The organism is Shewanella sp. Scap07, assembly GCF_013394145.1.
Taxonomy (GTDB): Bacteria; Pseudomonadota; Gammaproteobacteria; order Enterobacterales; family Shewanellaceae; genus Shewanella; species Shewanella waksmanii.
The window spans coordinates 66429-83889 of record NZ_CP041329.1; the positions used below are offsets into that span (position 1 = coordinate 66429).

At 46.1% G+C, this 17461-nt stretch carries 17 protein-coding genes; 4 read left to right on the plus strand and 13 right to left on the minus strand.

Features of this window, described 5'->3' with window-relative positions; all coding sequences use genetic code 11:
* Window positions 1-24: 24 nt before the first annotated feature.
* The 13 genes from FLM48_RS00330 to FLM48_RS00390 all read right to left on the minus strand — a co-directional run bounded on the left by FLM48_RS00330 (window position 25) and on the right by FLM48_RS00390 (window position 10454).
* The gene (locus tag FLM48_RS00330; RefSeq protein ID WP_179022754.1) at window positions 25-1479 is read right to left on the minus strand and encodes a hypothetical protein; all 1455 of its coding nucleotides are present in this window, start codon (window positions 1477-1479) and stop codon (window positions 25-27) included.
* Window positions 1476-1985, minus strand: a complete 510-nt coding sequence (locus FLM48_RS00335) for a hypothetical protein (protein ID WP_179022756.1) — start codon at window positions 1983-1985, stop codon at window positions 1476-1478. The genes FLM48_RS00330 and FLM48_RS00335 overlap by 4 nt, the downstream gene beginning before the upstream one ends.
* A gap of 3 nt (window positions 1986-1988) precedes the next feature.
* Entirely contained in the window at window positions 1989-3056 is a 1068-nt protein-coding gene (locus FLM48_RS00340) for a hypothetical protein (protein WP_179022758.1), read from the minus strand.
* Window positions 3057-3099: 43 nt separating this feature from the next.
* On the minus strand, window positions 3100-3456 hold the full coding sequence (locus tag FLM48_RS00345; protein ID WP_179022759.1) for a hypothetical protein: 357 nt from the start codon (window positions 3454-3456) through the stop codon (window positions 3100-3102).
* Between the two features lie 47 nt (window positions 3457-3503).
* The gene (locus tag FLM48_RS22640) at window positions 3504-4040 is read right to left on the minus strand and encodes a RebB family R body protein (protein ID WP_256871005.1); all 537 of its coding nucleotides are present in this window, start codon (window positions 4038-4040) and stop codon (window positions 3504-3506) included.
* Window positions 4041-4076: 36 nt separating this feature from the next.
* On the minus strand, window positions 4077-4295 hold the full coding sequence (locus FLM48_RS00355) for a RebB family R body protein (RefSeq protein ID WP_179022761.1): 219 nt from the start codon (window positions 4293-4295) through the stop codon (window positions 4077-4079).
* 78 nt (window positions 4296-4373) lie between these two features.
* A complete protein-coding gene (locus FLM48_RS00360; protein WP_028773763.1) occupies window positions 4374-4640 on the minus strand; it encodes a RebB family R body protein in 267 nt (88 codons plus the stop codon).
* A 100-nt stretch (window positions 4641-4740) separates the two neighbouring features.
* The gene (locus tag FLM48_RS00365; protein WP_028773762.1) at window positions 4741-5007 is read right to left on the minus strand and encodes a RebB family R body protein; all 267 of its coding nucleotides are present in this window, start codon (window positions 5005-5007) and stop codon (window positions 4741-4743) included.
* Window positions 5008-5056: 49 nt separating this feature from the next.
* Window positions 5057-5353 (minus strand): RebB family R body protein, encoded by a 297-nt coding sequence (locus FLM48_RS00370; protein ID WP_179022763.1) that lies wholly within the window; start codon window positions 5351-5353, stop codon window positions 5057-5059.
* 216 nt (window positions 5354-5569) lie between these two features.
* Window positions 5570-6820 carry a helix-turn-helix domain-containing protein gene (locus FLM48_RS00375; RefSeq protein ID WP_179022765.1) on the minus strand — a complete coding sequence of 417 codons (1251 nt, stop codon included), beginning with the start codon at window positions 6818-6820 and terminating at the stop codon, window positions 5570-5572.
* Window positions 6821-6971: 151 nt separating this feature from the next.
* Entirely contained in the window at window positions 6972-8249 is a 1278-nt protein-coding gene (locus FLM48_RS00380) for a hypothetical protein (RefSeq protein ID WP_179022767.1), read from the minus strand.
* Window positions 8250-8538: 289 nt separating this feature from the next.
* The gene (locus FLM48_RS00385) at window positions 8539-9591 is read right to left on the minus strand and encodes an AraC family transcriptional regulator (protein ID WP_256871006.1); all 1053 of its coding nucleotides are present in this window, start codon (window positions 9589-9591) and stop codon (window positions 8539-8541) included.
* Entirely contained in the window at window positions 9573-10454 is an 882-nt protein-coding gene (locus FLM48_RS00390; RefSeq protein WP_179022769.1) for a GGDEF domain-containing protein, read from the minus strand. The genes FLM48_RS00385 and FLM48_RS00390 overlap by 19 nt, the downstream gene beginning before the upstream one ends.
* Window positions 10455-10856: 402 nt before the next feature.
* Between FLM48_RS00390 and FLM48_RS00395 the strand changes: the two genes are divergently transcribed.
* From FLM48_RS00395 to FLM48_RS00410, 4 genes are all read left to right on the plus strand, one after another.
* Window positions 10857-13595, plus strand: coding sequence for a TonB-dependent receptor (locus FLM48_RS00395; RefSeq protein WP_179022771.1), 2739 nt, complete (start codon window positions 10857-10859; stop codon window positions 13593-13595).
* A 9-nt stretch (window positions 13596-13604) separates the two neighbouring features.
* Window positions 13605-15461, plus strand: a complete 1857-nt coding sequence (locus tag FLM48_RS00400; protein WP_179022773.1) for a phytase — start codon at window positions 13605-13607, stop codon at window positions 15459-15461.
* Window positions 15462-15555: 94 nt separating this feature from the next.
* Window positions 15556-16503, plus strand: coding sequence for a LysR family transcriptional regulator (locus tag FLM48_RS00405; RefSeq protein ID WP_028773755.1), 948 nt, complete (start codon window positions 15556-15558; stop codon window positions 16501-16503).
* A 69-nt stretch (window positions 16504-16572) separates the two neighbouring features.
* Window positions 16573-17448 (plus strand): LysR family transcriptional regulator, encoded by an 876-nt coding sequence (locus FLM48_RS00410; protein WP_179022775.1) that lies wholly within the window; start codon window positions 16573-16575, stop codon window positions 17446-17448.
* The last annotated feature ends 13 nt before the right edge of the window (window positions 17449-17461 follow it).

The window sequence follows — 17461 nt, forward strand, 5'->3', positions numbered from 1 at the left end:
TGTCCTTTGGTTTAGTTGAGGCAATTATTGGGTCGTCAATGCGTCGAATGCACCTTCGACCCAGACTTCGTTGTGAGTAAACAGGTTGATGAGCTCAAGCGGCCGCGAGCGCGCTAGCTCTGAAAAAGAGCTTTCCCAGATGTTTCTGTGGGAGCGGACTTTAATGATATTGCTAGCATCTTTTTCCCAGTCTATTGGCAAGAAAATGCATTTTTCCTTAGGTTGTTGACCATACACTCGATCCTTGCTCGACAGACAAACCAACTGGCGTTGCTGGGTTTTATCTAGCTCTGACTCCGTAACAAAATAGCGCAAACTCGCCCTAAACCACTGCGGAAACTTAAATGCCCGTGGTCTGTTAGCTATGGCTGTGTTGGTGGCGGGGCCGGTTGCCGGTGGGGGTAACGTTTCTGCGCTGCTTTCATCTGTTTGTTGATAGTGCCAGGTATGCAATGCATCGATTGCGAGACTGCGATAGGCATGACTATGATCCATAGCTATATCATTGAGTTTGCTACTATCTGCCACTGAGGCTGAGAGTTTGAGCTGATTGAGTGAAGCCAACCGTGCTAACACCAGTGAAGCGCGATTAAGTCCCAAGGTTGTAATGGTGATATGACCTTTACTGACACCGCCGCTATTGAGATATTGGTTGAGCCAGCTTTGAAATTGCTGGTTTAGTTCTTGTTGTGAAATGGATTGCCCTGCCGCATTGCATTGCAGAGGAATCGCACTGGGTTGGCGCCACAGTAGCTCGGCAATGTCATCTTTATCGAGTGATTGTGTATGCTGATAAAACAATTGTACTAAGTCATAGGCGAAGGCTTGCCCGTTTTGGGGGTTAAAGCGGACATACTGTCTTGGGTCGTCATAGTAGGGGTCAATCAATAACCCTTGTTCGTGCTCTAGTTCGATTTCTGGGAAACGTTTACCGACGATTGGAAACTGACCCGCTTTGTATTGCTCATCACAGGCAGGGCAACAATAGACTAAATTATCTTGCTGATAGGCTAAGTGGTAATAAGGCGAACACTGATTGACGATATCACATGGGCTTATACCGGTTTCATCCAGCAGTTGTACTGGTCTAAAGTGGCTGATTTTGCCACTCTCTGTCGCACTGAGATAGCTTTCACAATAACAACAGCAGCCTTGATTTATCTGTTGTAAGTGTAAACTTATCTCATCGGTTTCATATAGCGCCGGATCAAATGCGGCATAGGTGAAACCTGTGATTAGCTGGTCCTTTGCCCCTGATAAGTTGGCGGCATTACGTTGAGTGATAAAGACCAAATTATCAACAAGATCGGCAGCGTAGCCTTCTTTTATCAGCCGCTGCCGGTCGGCTTGCGTTAGTGTATGGTATTTGGGCCCTTCGGTGAGTCGAGCTTGCAGTGCCTGCATTTGCTTTAAGGCTGCAGCCTGCTTGACGTCAATGTCAGGGGTTTGTTTAGTGGTAGAAAAACCGATGGCAATCATGTTTCCACCTTAGCAACATCTGGCGTTAGCTGCTCAAGTTGCTTGGTTGCATATTGGTTGAGGTTGCTCTCATAGGCCTGTTGTTGCGCCAGTAAGTTCTGACTCATTTTTGCGCTGTTATTTGCAAGTGCTTGCTGTGCTTCTTGTGCCGCTTGTTGAGTTTTTTGCTGCTGTGCCAACATAGTTTGTTGGTATTGCTGCTGCTCCTTAAGCAATGCCTCTTGTTCAGGTGTGTCAGTTGCCGTTGGTGTCGACGCCGGCGGAGCGCTAGGTGTTGCTTCGTTAGCCGGTGCAGGGTTTGCACTGACATCAGCGTCCAATTGATGTTGTGATTTGGCAATTAACGCTTCAGATTGCATGATTGATTGGTCGATGACTTGCTTTGCTGAGGCAAGAATCGTGTCGATGTTCGCTATCATCTGTTGTGTGCCCGCAGGCATAGCAGCTTGAGCAAGTTGCCCCATAGAGGTGGGCGTGTTTGGACTCGCATTGTCTGTTGTGGTCATCGCTTAACTCCTTTTTACCAGTGCACTGCTGCCGATTTTGGATATATTGGGTTTGTCGCTATAAACGCAGAGGCAGCCATTGGCATCGAGATTGAGTTGTACTGTGTTATTGGGTAGGTCAAAGCGGTAGTAACGACACAACCCCGCCTGATTGACATAGCTGTCAGCAGCCAAGTTGGTAGCAAGTTGTTTTTGTAGTTGTTTTATATAGCCATGTGCTTGTTCACGCACATCACTTTCATTGTTCAAGTCGATATTGAGGGTAATATTCAGTAATCCTGAGGATAGATCGGTAAAGCCTAAGGTCTGTTTATCTGAGTCACACCACTGTTCAATGGCACGGTGTAAGTTGATTTGATCCAACTCAAAGGTCACCACTGGGCACTCTAAGTTATCCAAAACTGTCGACGTTAACGTCTCAATAATGCGGTCTAAGCTTAAATTTTTGGCAGTACGCTTACCTTGAAATTCATGAGCCCAACTAAGATATATTAGGTAATAACGGCCAAATTCTGCTAAGTTTTGTGCTTTTGCCAACGCCCATTCACAAGCTTCAGAGGCTTGTTTATTGTTTTGTGAAAAAGCCTGCTCACTGTAGACAATGGTTTCATACAGGGTGATCTGTTCGTGAAAGGCTGCACTCCAAGTCAGTGGATGTGTTGTGAGATTATGCTTCTTGTAAAACTGGGTTATTTTATCAAACGCTTGATTGTCGATAAGGTGATTGCTGGCCAAGATACTTGCTCTTGAGGCTGCAGCGTTTGGCGAGTCAGCGCTTTGATTTTCCAAATTGAATAGATCACGTAAGTCATTGCTACTCAGCTCCAGTAATTTTTTTATATCAGCGACGACATTTACCTTAGGTAAGTACAGTAACGATGAGTTGCGTAGACCTATATTCAACTGTTCAATAAACTCCTCCGCAGAGCTAAAGCTAAATGCATACTCTGGGTTGTTGCGCATGGTTTCTAACCAGGTTTCCGCTTGTGGTATTGATTGGAATAAGGTCTTAATGTTATCGGGTAATTGCGCTATCGACTGAATATCAACCTGGTTTATTGTAATGCTCATATCTGCCTCTTTACGTTTGTCGCTGGTGGAGCGTGCCAGTTAGCTATTCACCGGTTGGAAACTGACCGAGTAACTGGCTGGCACCGTTACCAATTGCTGTGAAGTTGTTGGTACTATTACTTACCATGCTATTGGCTGCGTCAATAATGCTTTTGTATTTATCCACTTCTCCAGTTGCGAGCATTTGTGACATGGCCACCCCCATAGCTGTAGTTGCCATGGTATTGACGTTGCGAAGGTTGTCGGTGGCATCTTGCACTGCGATGGCCGATGACTGAGACACGGACTGATAGGCTTTGCCCGCTCCTGAAAGTTTGATGATATCGCCACTCAGAGTGGTGTTTTTCAACGTTTCTAAGGTGCTGGTCACCTGGGCATTGACTGTTGTTACCTCTGACATGATGCTATTCCTTATCTTTTACTCAACCACAGTTGCGGGTTGATAACCTATTGGGGTGGCGTTTGCGACGGATTACTTGAGTTGTCAGGCGCCGCCAGCTTGTTAAATCCCGCCGTAAGTTCCGCCGCGGCAGTGTTAATCTGTGACTTATCCGATACGGTTGAGCCAATGGCTTTTTCAGCTTTTGATAACGCGCTGGTAAAGGCCTTTTGCGCATCAGCGGCTTTAACCGTTGGGTGGCTTTGTTTATAAAGCTGGTACAAGGTGTTAACCGCTAAGCTGATCGCTACTTTGTGCTCTGCCAGTTCAATTTCCAGTAAGGCCAGTGCTAATTGATCTTTCTTATCTTTGTCTGGTAAGGCTGGCACCTCAGTTTTTAGCATTTTGGCGCAGCTTGCTGTTGCCGCAGCTGAAGCAGAAGTTTGGGCGTTTTGTTGGGCGGTAATGGCGTTGAACATTGACATGCCCATGGTTTCCGCTCCGGCAATATCGACCATACTTAATGACTGCGGCGCGGCGCCACCGGTTAATAATGCATTGAGCTGGGTGACTGCATCGGTAACTTGATCGTTAACTGTACTCATGACTAATCCTTGTTGTTGATGGTGAACGATAAGGTGCTAACCTTTGGCGGCTTTTGCTGTACCAGCACCGAGAATAAACACACAACATTGAGATACGCTGGCATTTTGAATTGCCTGTGAGTTTTTCTCATTAAAAACGGCATTTTCCATGAGCAATCCGATAGAGCTTGCCATTGTCACCGCACTTGCTGCGACAGAGAAAGGCAAGGCTTCATTGATATTGTTCTCGACAATTGCACTGTTGCTATTTGCCATGAAAAACCTCGTTACTCGCTACAATAATAAATAGCAGCGTTGAGTTGTGAGGACTCAACACTGCTGTTATTTAGTGACTTAGCGATAAATACGCGCTGTGCCCATAGCCGCAGATGCAGTATCAATGCTATAGAGGGTGTTAACCCCTTGCGTCAATGCTGCTTGGGCTGTGACACCGTTATTTTGTTGACCACTGGTCGCATTGTGAGCGGCGTTTGATAGCGCTTGACTGGTTGCTATCATGAAGTTGCCGGTTGCAACTGCAGGCGCATCACCTAACACCTTAGTGTTGACCTGTGATACGGAATCCGTGATTTGACTATTTACAGCTGTTGGAAATGCCATAATATTTTCCCTATTTTTGGTTGAAGTATGTAACCACCATGATTACAAGGTTGTTCACTACAATTGCGACTGAACAAATTGAGTTAGCGATCGCTCGCGTTTATCCCAATATGGTTTTAGTCGCAACTGAAGTAGACGCGGTATCAAGTGAATACAACAGATTCACTCCCATTGTTGTTACTGCTTGAGCAGTCACATTAGTTTGTTGTTGTGCCGCTGTAGCATTATGGGCAGCGTTTGCAAGGGCTTGGGCCGTTGCTTGAAAGAGGTTGCCCATTGCGACAGCCGGTGCCTCGCCAAGAACTTGAACATTAGCTTGAGTAACAGAGTCGGTGATTTGACTGTTTACCGCTGTTGGAAATGCCATCTTTATCTCCTCGTATTAGCGTGGCGTAAAACCGTTACGCTGAGTTCAATCAAGAGCCCAAACCAGCAACTTTACCGCTTGGGGTAAGAATGTCTTTAGTTGCTACGCCAGTGGCTGCCGTATCGATTGAATACAAGGTCGTCACGCCCATTGTGGTGGCGGCTTGTGCGGTAATAGCTGTTTGCTGCTGAGCAGATGTCGCGTTGTGCGCAGCATTACCTAACGCTTGAGAGGTGGCTTGAAATAAGTTACCCATCGACATGGCTGGCGCGTCGCCGAGCACTTTTACATTTGCTTGAGTAACTGAATCTGTGATTTGGTCATTGACCGCTGTTGGAAATGCCATAATAAACCCTTATTTAATTAATTGTGATTCACTAAATATCATCCGTGTGGTTCGAAATATGAGTGTCTATTAGAGCGACAATTTCAAACGCAGGAGTCAGTATAGAAAGGTCAAATCCATTGCGATTGGTATCAATTAGGAAGCTGATTGGTAAAATCTCGGCAGATATTAGTGCTACTTGAGACTGCGGCTAGCAGCCACAAGTAGCAGCCGATACTAGAATTTATAGCCATTGTTATTCGAAGCTCGATGTTGATCTCGGTATACCCCAGGGCTTAATCCCACAGTGGCTTTGAATTTTCTAACGAAAAAACTTAAATCAGAAAAGCCAACATCATCACACACATGAGTGACTTGTCGTTCAGGATTGTCGACCAACAACTTCATGGCTTCGTTGATGCGTAGGTTCAATAAGGTTTGCTTAAATGATTGGCCAACGTAGCGCTTAAATAAGAACGATAGGTGTGAAGGGCTGACGCAGGCGTGACTGGCGAGATCTTCCATATTCAACCGTTTGCGGTAGTTGTTAAACAGATAGGGTATTGCACGGTCGAGTGCAGGGTGATGGCCGCAGATAGCCTCCTTATTGAGGGTTGTTGACAATGATTTCGGCGGCAATTTTGTCATTTTCGTAGTGGCTTGATGGGGTAACGCCAGACGCAAAATATTGTCGCCTGCGATGCGGTTCCGATCAGTCATATTATCTATCTGCAACATAGACAATGAGATTGGCTTAGTGACGTTATCGGGCTGCAACATTGACGGAAAGTGCTGCAGTAAACTGTGCTTGTCTATCTGCTTGGTACTTGCCAGTACCACTAATTTATCGAGGCAGCGCTTGAGCTGTTTAATGTTATCTGGCCAATGATATTGGCTAAGTACTTTGGCCGCACAGGGCGTAAAGGTCAATGTGTCCATCGCGCTATCTTGTTGTTGATAGTAGCGAATTAGTGCAGGGATATCGTCACTGCGCTCCGATAACGTCGGCAAGGTGATAGTTAGGCAGTGGTATTGCAACCAACTTAGAAAGTGACTGTCGATGTTAACGGTATTGCCATCGATGCTGCCAACATGACAGGTGGAGGCAATTAACCTGACATCATCTTGTTGGTTAGCTCGCAGCCAAAAATCTTTAATTTGTGCTGCGTCATTGGCCTTGATTGCTTCGATATTTCGTACAAATAAGGTGCCGCCTTGGGCATATTCCCAGCTCTCATCCATTAACTTGATTAAGTCTTTGGTGTTCCAACGTTTGCAGCATACGGTAACAAAGGGGCTATGTTTACCTTTACCAAGTTCATGCAACTCTTTGGCGGCAATGCGCTTGCCCGTACCTGTTTGTCCTTGAATAAGGACGGGCAGTTGGCTTTGTGCCAGCGCATTTAAGGTTCGACGGGTTTGAGTCAGCGCTTGGCTTTGCCCCACCCAAGGAGTATTGCGCTTGTGGATTCTCAGTTGTGCTTCCATAGTGATTTCCTTCCTGTTCAATTGATGTCAGTTGCAGTCAGGAAAATGCTGTGGTTAACGGGATTTATCGCTTCACAACGTTGACCTAAATTGACTGCGGAAGAAAATTTAACGGCTTTGCTATATTCAAACCGGATCACTTACGGATCACTTACTGCAGTGATAGTTGATAAATAGTTTCCAGTGCTACTTTTTCTTGGGCTTTTATTTGTTCCTTAATAACTCGTCTTATTAAAGGGTGATTAAAACAGTATTCCCCAGAGATAGGCTTGATTAAACCTCGGTAAATTAATTGGTTAATTTGACTAAGCGGATTGGTAATATTTATCTGGTTAAAGAAGAACTCAATATTATCAATGCTGAATTTAATTCCGAGTATGCTTAAATATTTTATTAGAGTGATTTGCTCGGTGGTGAGTGAATAAAGATTGGACAAGATTGGTTTTAAGATACTTTCTGGCAGTGGTTCAAGCTTATTATGACTTAAGAGTAGTTGCTCCAACATACCGGGGTGCCCATTGGCTAGCTCAATCGCCCGTTGGGCTTGGTTGGCGTGTTTAATTGGGCAGACTCCATGTTGGCTTAATAGGTTTTTTGCCAATTTTTTAGCATGGTCATTCATTAAGGGTTTAAGTCTGATCTGGTGGGCATGCTCAAGCCATATCGGCAGGTGAACAAAGTCGGCAACTTCGGTGATACCAAGCACGCAAAGTATGGGTTTGCTGTACACGGCTTGAATGAAAAAACCTACCAGCTTTAGGCAAAGTTCATCGACTCTTTGGAGGCCATCAATAATGATTATCGCAGCGGCTTGTTCGGAACAGTGGTGTAGTAAAAGTTGCGTCGCTTGCGCCATTACATCGTCAAGTTGTGGTTGGTTGAGTTGTGCAATACTGTGTTGTTCCGTCTCTGTCAGCGTTACGCCTGTAAGCCACAATAAGATTAAAAACTGCAGAGAGGATTTTGATAAGGATTTAACGTTATCGCGAATCTCTCTATCGCTAGTATTTGGTGCTAGGGCTAGCAGTTGCAAGATAAAGCAAGCGGTGTGGTCTTTGTCTGTGCTGATTTTGCTAAATTCAATGTAGATACTTTGCTGGCTTGCTTGGAGCGTCGCTTGTTGGGCATGTTGTTGGCAATAGTATTTTAATAAACAGGATATGCCGGCGCCCGCCGTTGCAGTTACGCAAACGGTCTGCCCTTGGAGGGAATGTTGGGCTAATCCTTGTAATTGTGCAAGCTGATGACACTCCCAATCGCGACCTATACAGGGTTTAACAAATTTTGGGTGTTGGCTCGCAAATTGCCAAAGTGGCAGTGGGGCAGATTCAAGCAAATAATCTACGGTAATATTAAAAAAGTGTGCAATATTAACTATGGTTCGGTAGAGTACGTTTTTTCCAGCTTCTGCTCTTTTGATCGATGCCACGCATACTTGTAATCCCTGTTTGGCGCATTCATCGGCTAGCCTTTCTTGACTCAATCCTTTTTTTTCGCAATGTTTTTAATGTGTTGCTGTTTATTCCAATTCGACCATGATTATGTGTTTTCATCTGTTTTCCTTTTTGTCAGATGGTATTAATCGCTCCTTAATTACCAATAGAGATGGTCAATTTCTATTAGGGCATTAAAACTTAGCACAGAGATTTAATAGCGCTATGTTAAATTTGGTAAATATTATTATTTCATTAGTTTGTATGACGATTGAGAATATAATTTTATATTTTGCTCGTTAGCCAGTATTTAAAATTGCTCGGTAGCTTTCCAGTCCAGCGTTTAAATGAGCGACGAAAATTATTGCTGTCAGCAAATTTGAGTTGTTTGGCGATGTGGGGGTTACTGTCGCCATTTATGGCAATTAAATAGATAGCGTGTTGTAACTTAGCTTCATCCTGTAGTTGCTGGAAACTGATGTTAAATGCTTTAAGTCGGCGCTTTAACGTGGCGGGGCTTAAAGATAATTGCGCTGCAATGTCAGGTAAGCTTTGGTTGCTATGGATCTGCTGCAACATTAACCGGCGAACCATAGCAGGCAGGCCGATTCGAAAGTCACTGTTTAGGTATAACCGTCTTATTTGTCGATTAGCCTGCCAAAGTCCCTGTCGATTGGCCATTTCAAAAGGTTGTTGGTCAATGGTTTGGGCGAAGCTGACTACACAGATTGGTTGTTCAAACTTAATGGAATCTCCTAAGTATTTGTAATACTGATCGATATTGCTAGGTGCGGTATAAGGCAATGAAAAATGACCGTGCCAGCGTGATCGGCTCAAGCTCTTAAAGCTAGCAACTAAACTCGATAAGCTTAATTCCATGAAAAAGCGTTGCAATTGCGGCATGCCTAAATCCTGCTGGATGAGCAGGTGTTGCTGCTGCGGTGTTTGCCAGCGAGATATTTGCAGCCATGGTTGGGTTAACCAGTGATAGCGTTGCCAAAACTGTTGTGCCTGACCAAAATGCTTGCAGCACAATAAGCCTTGCGTTAACGGGCCGCTTTGGGCTGGCAGCCATTGTTGTCCTAGGATGAAAGCCAAATCATCGCTTGGCCATTGTTTGATAGCGTTATCGAGCAATTTATTGAGTTGTACGGCACTAATTTTATGACCGGATTGATTGAGGTCTTGCTCAAATATGGCTGTCCCCGCCAGCAAAGTGATCATGGATAGCCCGCGTTGGCGAAACAGGGCGACGAGGTTGGCGACCAATAGATGACTGTCGATGCACTTATCGTCAGCGTATGCGATCGCCGCACGTTTCATCCGGCTTTGGGCCATTGCTGCGCACGTTTGACACGTTCTAAGTTTTGATTCACTTGTTCGATAAGTTGCTCAGCACTTTTCGAAGGTTGAGCATCTTGGCTGCTGGTATAACTAATAGCCTGACTGGCTTGGCAACCCAAGGGCGCAATGGCTGTCACCAGTTCTTGCGCCATCGCTGTAGCAAAGGCTTCGCTGCAGTGAGTTAACATCACGACAAAGCGGTCACCGGCGTAGCGACATACCAAGTCTTGCGAGCGTAATTGGCTTGCTAACATCTGTGCGACGTTAGTCAGTAACTGGTCACCTTGGGTAAAACCTTGTTGGCGATTGATTTGATTAAAGTTATCTAAATCTATCATTATCAATGCAATCGCATGTGGTCGGCGTAAATGTTGATTGAGCTGGTGGCGCATAGCACGGGCATCACAGAGTTGGGTTAAGTGATCCACCAATTGATGTTGCCGGTAAAATTGTTCGCGAGTGCGCAATTGCTCGTTGATTGTGGTTTGCTCCTCTCGCCATAGCCACAAGCCTATGGTTAATGTCACTAAGCCGATGGGAGTTGGCAGCTTCTCTAGTAAGTTAAACCAGCTTGGTAGGCTATCATTGATAAAGAACTCATCGAGCAAATCCATGTAACAGCCAAGGCTGTATCCTAGCAAACCGATAAGCAGTAGCTGGGTGACGTGCCCCCCTGGGCGTGCAGATAACACTAATACTAGCCAGCTTAATCCAAGTAATAACAGTGCACCTTCAGCAGTAATATCTAGCCAATCCACATCAGTAGTGGGTTTCAGTTGCGCTTGTACTAAACATAAGCTCAGCAGCGCTGCGCAGCTAAGCAGTATCAATATCGCGAGTTTGTAACTATGGGTCATAGGTATTTGGGTGTGAATCACAATAGCGATTACGTTATCGCGCTTCTATGACGTTTTTGTGATGAGCTCAGTTGGCTTAGGGGGCAAACTAGCTCAGGCAACTGTCAGCGGTTTACTGAAAAAGCCCTCTAGCTGCTAACTCTTATTTAGAGATAACTGCCGATGATTCGTGGTTTTGTTTTATATTAACAATGGGTTAGTCGCCGTCTGGGTGATGTTTGATTTATGTGTCAGCCCTCGCAATTTAGCTGCGTAAACCCAGTCAAATGAGCTCAACAGCTTGACAATTATGCCTTTTGAGTGCGGATTTCACATCGGCGCTGCGATGGCGTCACATCATTGTCACATCCTTGGCCTAGCTTTGCCGCCCATCAGAGCTAACAACCAATAGGATGTAAAATCATGACGTTAAAGAGTTCGCTTTCTCCTCTTTATATTGCTTTGCTGGCCTCCAGCCTGTGTATGCCTTCTGCGGCATGGGCTGGTCGTATCGAAGGGGCGGTTAAGGACAGCAATACGCAACTGCCATTGCAAGGTGCCTTGGTCAGTATTGAAGAGCTAAACCTCAAGCTAGAGTCTAATCGTGACGGGCGCTTCTTTTTCCCTAAAGTGGCGGCGGGCGAATATACCCTAGTGGCGAGCTATTTGGGCGGGCAGACCTACAGAGAGCAAATCAGCGTGGCGCAAGATGGCGTGACCAATAGTCAGATCCTATTGCAGGGGGCCGGACTAGAGCACATTCAGGTAATTGGTCAGCGCGGCGCCCTAAGCAAATCACTTAATCGCCAACGCGCCGCCGATAACCTTGTTAGCGTGTTAAGTGCGGATGCCTTAGGTAACTTTCCAGACACCAATATCAGTGAAGCATTACAGCGAGTGCCCGGACTGTCGATAGAGCGTGACCAAGGTGAAGGCCGGTTTGTGCGTATTCGTGGTATGGCACCAGATTACAATGCGGTATCAATGAACGGTACTAGATTACCATCGCCAGAAAGTGACCGCCGTGCAGTGGCCTTGGATGTGGTACCGGCAGATTTACTGCAATCAGTAGAAGTGTCCAAGACCTTAACCCCAGATATGGATGCCGACTCGCTAGGCGGGGCCATTGAGGTAAAAAGTTTATCGGCATTTGACCGCGATGATAGCTATTTTAATGTCAGTGCTGAAGGCTCTTACGATGAGCTTACCGATAACACCAACCCAAAACTTGCTGCCAGTTACAGTGATATTTTTGATGACCGATTTGGTGTGGCTGTTGCTGCGAGTTGGTACAACCGCGATTTCGGCTCGGACAACGTAGAAACTGGTGGTAAATGGGCATTTGATGAGCCTGTATTGCTAGAAGAGGCGGAACAACGAGACTATCAAATCAATCGCGAGCGCATTGGGTTAGGAGTGAATTTTGATTTTCGCCCCAATGACAACAACGATATGTATTTACGTACGCTTTATAGTCAATTTGATGATACAGAAACCCGTAACGGCAATGAAATTGCTTGGGAAGATGGCGTTGAAGTCGGTGACAGTGGTGATGTAGAAGCAACCCGCTCTTTAAAGGCCAGAAGTGAAGATCAGGCCATAGGCTCTTTAGTGTTTGGTGGTCAATCACGCTTTGACAAGTGGACGGTCGATTATCAAACCAGTTGGAGTCGGGCGACTGCAGATAAGCCACGTCATATTGGTGGTGCAGATTTTAACGGTGAATTTAGTGATGTAGCCGTTGATGATACTCAAACCCCTAAAGTGACAGCTAGCGAAGCCTTCTATCGCGCTGATCAATATGAAATAGATAAAGTTGAAATCGCCGAGTCGAGTGCTGTAGATACGATGATTTCAGCTCAATTTGATTTGAGTAAACGCTGGCTGATAGACGAGCTGCCTATTGAAGTGAAGTTTGGTGGTAAGTACACAGGTCGTAGTAAAGAGAATCGTGAAGATATTTGGATTTACGAAGATTTCTCTGAGCAAGGCATTGCCGATGATGAGCTGCTAATGAGTGCTTATGCCGGCCCAGAACCCGATTACAATCTAGGGCGCTTTGGCCCATCGATTGATGCGGCGCCTGTTTGGGCATTGGTTAATGGTATGGACGCAGAGTCTGCCAAAGATGAGATTGAATCAACCATTAATGACTTTGATATTGATGAAGACATCAGTGCTGCATACTTGATGGGGCATATCGATATCGATCAGTTACGGTTGTTGGCGGGGGTACGATTTGAACATACCGACCTGCACACCAAAGGTTTTGGTTTTGATGAGAGCCAAGACGAGTTTTTTGCCAGCGAAACCGACAGAGATTACCAGCATTGGTTGCCTGGGGTACATCTTAACTACAAATACAGTGACAACACCGTACTTAGAGCGTCGTGGAGTAACACGATTGTCCGACCGACTTTTGGTCAGCTAGCACCGGGTTATCTGATAGAAGTGGACGATGATGAGTTAGAAGCCAGTTTTGGTAACCCCGATCTTGAAGCGTTGGAGTCAATGAACTGGGACTTAAGCATTGAGCACTATATGGGCGGCTTAGGTGTGATATCTGCTAGTGGTTTCTATAAAGATATTAGCAATTTTATCTATGAAGCCGACCTAGGAGGTTATGGTCAATATCAAGATTTTGATAAAGCCAACACCTTTACCAATGGTGATGATGCCAATATCACCGGGGTTGAGCTGACCTACGTACAAGAGTTTGGTTTTATGCCGGAAGGTTGGCGCGGGCTGATTTTTACCAGCAATTTCACCGTAAGTGATTCCTCAGCCACTATCTCTTGGCAAGATGACGGTAAGCAAAGCCGTGATATCCCGCTGCCGAGCCAGTCTGAACTTACTGCCAATGCGTCATTTGGCTACGAAAATAGTTATGTCAGTGTACGTTTATCTGCTGCCTATAAGTCGGAATACTTAATAGAAGTGAGCGAGCTCGATGATGCTAACTTCGATATCTACCAAGATGCGCATACGCAATGGGACTTTGTGGCCAAAGGCTATATCACTGAAAATTTCACTGTCTATTTTAAAGGAATAAACCTTACCGATGAGCCTTACTACGCCTATACCGGCCAGTCGCGCTACAACGCCCAATACGAGGAGTACGGCCGTACTTTTCAGTTAGGCATTCAGTACATCAATATGTAAGGCCAAGTTATGAAAACAATAAATAAATACATAAAAAATAGCTTACTCATTTTAAGTGCAAACAGCCTTTGGCTTAGCGGTTTTTATAGTGGTGAGACCATGGCCGCTAGTGCGGTTAGCCAGGCCTCAATACCGGTGGGCCCCGTGGCTGGCAGCCAAGCCGCAAAGTGGCGTGACCATTGGTTGTTAGTCAGTGAAAAGTCTGGTCTGACGTTAGTCGATAACGAGCTTAAGCAGCTAGTGCCGGGCCAGTTTGAGTACCTCGACACTTGGGGAGATATCGCATTGACCTACGATATGCAAGTAGACCAAGTACAAGGGATCAAGCTTGATATCAATAATATGCAACGTTTGGCGCTGTTGCCCAAACGGCAGATCCAGATAGATTGGCTCTGTTTGCAACCAAGGGCTGCCGACAACAACTTATATGCATGGATTGGCAATGAAGAGGGCCAAGCTGAGCAGTGGTTACTCATGAGCAACCAGCAATGGCAGCCGCAGTTACTACGCAGTTTATCGGTGGCGATGGGTGCGTTAACGTGTACTGTAGATAGCAATACTGAGCAGTTATACGTAGTTGAAAATCAACACGGTGTTTGGCAATACCCGGCGGCGCCAAATAGTCCCGCCGAGGGAAAACTGGTATTGCAACAAAACGATAATGCCTTTACCGACATTAGCCAGTTTGGCGGCAAAGTACTGTTAAGTGATAGTACAGGGCAAATATTTAACCTCTCAGGCAAGCGATTGTTTACCCCCAAGTTGGACCACGATGAGGTAGAGAGTTTCGCTATTGATGGTAGCCAAGTTACCTATCTCGTTGATGCTGACAAGCGTTATTATCAAGCGCAATGGGCCTTCTCGCCCGAGCCAAAGTCATTGCAGGACGTGATTGCTGAAATTCCAACCCAAGTTGAAAGCGCGATAGCAGACCGCGCTGGTGATACCATGGATGACCCCGCAATTTGGGTACATCCAACCAACCCGAGTCAAAGTCGCATATTGGGTACCAACAAACGCTGGGGACTATTGAGCTTTGATATGCAGGGCCAGCAGGTGCAGCAGCTAGCTGCGGGGCGTGTCAATAATGTTGATATTCGCCAGCGGGTTAAATTAGGCGGCCAATACCGTGATATTGCGGTTGCTAGTAATCGAGACCGCAATAGCCTGAGTATTTTTGAAATTGACGCGCAAGGTCATCTAACTCAGCTGGTGGAGCAGGCAACCAAGCTAACTGACATTTATGGATTGTGCTTGTATCAACCGGATGAAGGCAGCTTGTACGCATTTGCTAATGATAAATCGGGCGTGATAAGCCAGTTAGCACTGACATGGGACAAACACCACCTGAAGGCCGAACAAGTGCAACAATTTAAGGTGCCTACGCAACCAGAAGGTTGTGTCGCGGATGATCAAACCCAGCGGCTGTTTGTTGGCGAAGAAAATGCGGGTATATGGCTGTTTGATCTTAGTGGTTCACAGCCACAAGGCGAGATGATTCTCGCTGCTGGTGGGCCGCTAGTGGCAGATATTGAAGGACTAGATATTTACCACCAAACCCATAATCACAGCTATTTAGTGGTATCGAGCCAAGGTAATGATAGCTATGTGCTTTATGATGCCCAGCCACCGTTTGACTTTGTTGGACGCTTTCGTATTGGTGTGAACGGCCAGCAGGGTCATGATGGTAGTGCTGAAACCGATGGACTGGCGGTGACCTCTAGCGCGGTGGGGGCTGGTGTATGGTCTGAAGGCATGTTGGTCGTGCAAGATGGGCGCAACCGTTTACCCGATGAGCATCAAAATTTTAAATGGGTACCTTGGCGGATGGTGCAGCAGCAATTAGCGTTACCATCTAAGCCCTAACAGGGTTGTTGGATGGTGAGTGTGTTGGTGTTACTCCTTGTCTCAGGTAAGCTAATAACTAAGACAGTGAAGCGATTGCAGCAAGGAGTAGCCCGTGTCCATAACCAAACAATTGGCCCTTTTCATTGATGTGGTGCAGCAAGGCTCATTTACTAAAGCGGCTGCGCTGCACAATATGGACAACTCTGCACTGTCAAAAAAGATAAAGCTGCTTGAAGCCAAGTTAGGCGTCCAATTGCTGAATCGTTCGACGCGCTCTTTTGCCCTAACGCCAGCAGGTGAAGAGATACTCGCTCAGGCGCACATCTTAGTTGATACTTTAGATCAGATTAATAGCATCGCCGACTCCTATCAGTCCCAACCTAAAGGCATACTGCGGATAACCTCGCCAGTGTACTTTGGCCAGTTGTATCTACAACCGATTATTACTCAGTTTATGCAGCGCTATCCGCAAGTGAAGATTAGTTTAATCCTCGACGATAAAAAAGCAGATATCATTGGCGATCATTTTGATCTGGCTTTTCGGATGGGCAAGTTAGCCGACTCCAATCTGATTGCTAAAAAAATTGCTGATACCCATTTCGCCATTGTTGCTTCACAAGGGTTCATTGAAAAGTATGGGCTGCCGCAAACCCCTGATGAACTCGCGCAGCTGCCGGCGGTGGTGTACAGCAATAGCGATTTCAGTTTAGATTTATTACGCATTAGCGAGCAACCACACGGTGAGGTGTTTAAGAACTATCGCATGCGCGGTAATTTGAAAATGAGCGATGTTAGCGCATTAGTTAGTGCGGTCAGTGATGGCATGGGCTACACCATGTTAGATTTGTCTAACCTGTACCAAAGTGCCGATGAGCTCGGGCTAGTACCGCTGCTGACCGACCATGTACTGTCTAATCTCGATCGGGCTATTTACGCTATTTATCCCCACCGTAAACAAACCCTGTTGGTAAAAGAGTTCGTCAACGCCGTGGTCGAATACATTGGTACGCCGCCTTTATGGGAGCGTCATGTTGACAACTATGGTCAGCTTTACCGTTAAATTGATTACTACGCCACTCATCAATTGTTGCTATTATTGCAATAATTAGTGTTGTGGTTAGGCGCCTGCATGCAAACTCGATCGGATGATTTAGATATTTTACTGGCCGTTGTCGATGCTGGAGGCTTTTCTGCTGCCGCCAAAGCGCTGGATATTCAGGTGGCTAAGGTATCGAGGTCGGTCAGTCGTATTGAACAGCAGCTTAATGTGACTTTACTTAATCGCACCACTCGACGCCTTGAGTTAACAGAAGAGGGTCGCCAATTTGTGGCGCGGATACGAGTTGGGCTGAGTGCTATCCAACAGGCGGAAGATGAGCTTAGCCAGGTTAAACCTCAAGGGCGGCTGCGTGTGGATGCTGCCAGCCCGTTTGTATTGCATCAATTGGTGCCGCTAATCACCGAGTTTCGTCAATGTTATCCTGATATTGAGTTGGTACTCAGTAGCAGCGAAGGGTTTGTCGATCTTATCGAGCAGCGCACTGATGTAGCTATTCGTATAGGCCAGTTGGCAGATTCCACCATGCACGCTAGGGCGCTGGGTCAAAGCTTGCTTTATATTGTTGCATCGCCCACATACCTTGCGCGTCAGGGGGTACCGCAAACCGCGGCAGAGTTGGCAAACCATCAGCTCATTGGTTTTAGCGGTGCAGCCATATTAAATCACTGGCCGCTAGCGGGTATGGAACCCATTAGTCCCTGTATTTCCTGCAGCAGTGGCGAAACGGTCAGCCAGCTTGTGCTTGCTGGTAACGGGATTGGGTGTTTATCGGGCTTTATGGTCAAGCGGCATATTGCCAGTGGTGAGCTGGTGGCCCTATTCGAATCGCAAAAACTGACCCAAACCGGTAGAGAGCAGGTCAACGCCGTGTATTACAAAAGCTCCACTGTGGCCAAAAGGGTCAGTGTGTTTATTGATTTTATCGAGACACGTTTAACACTGTAATCGGCCTTATTAT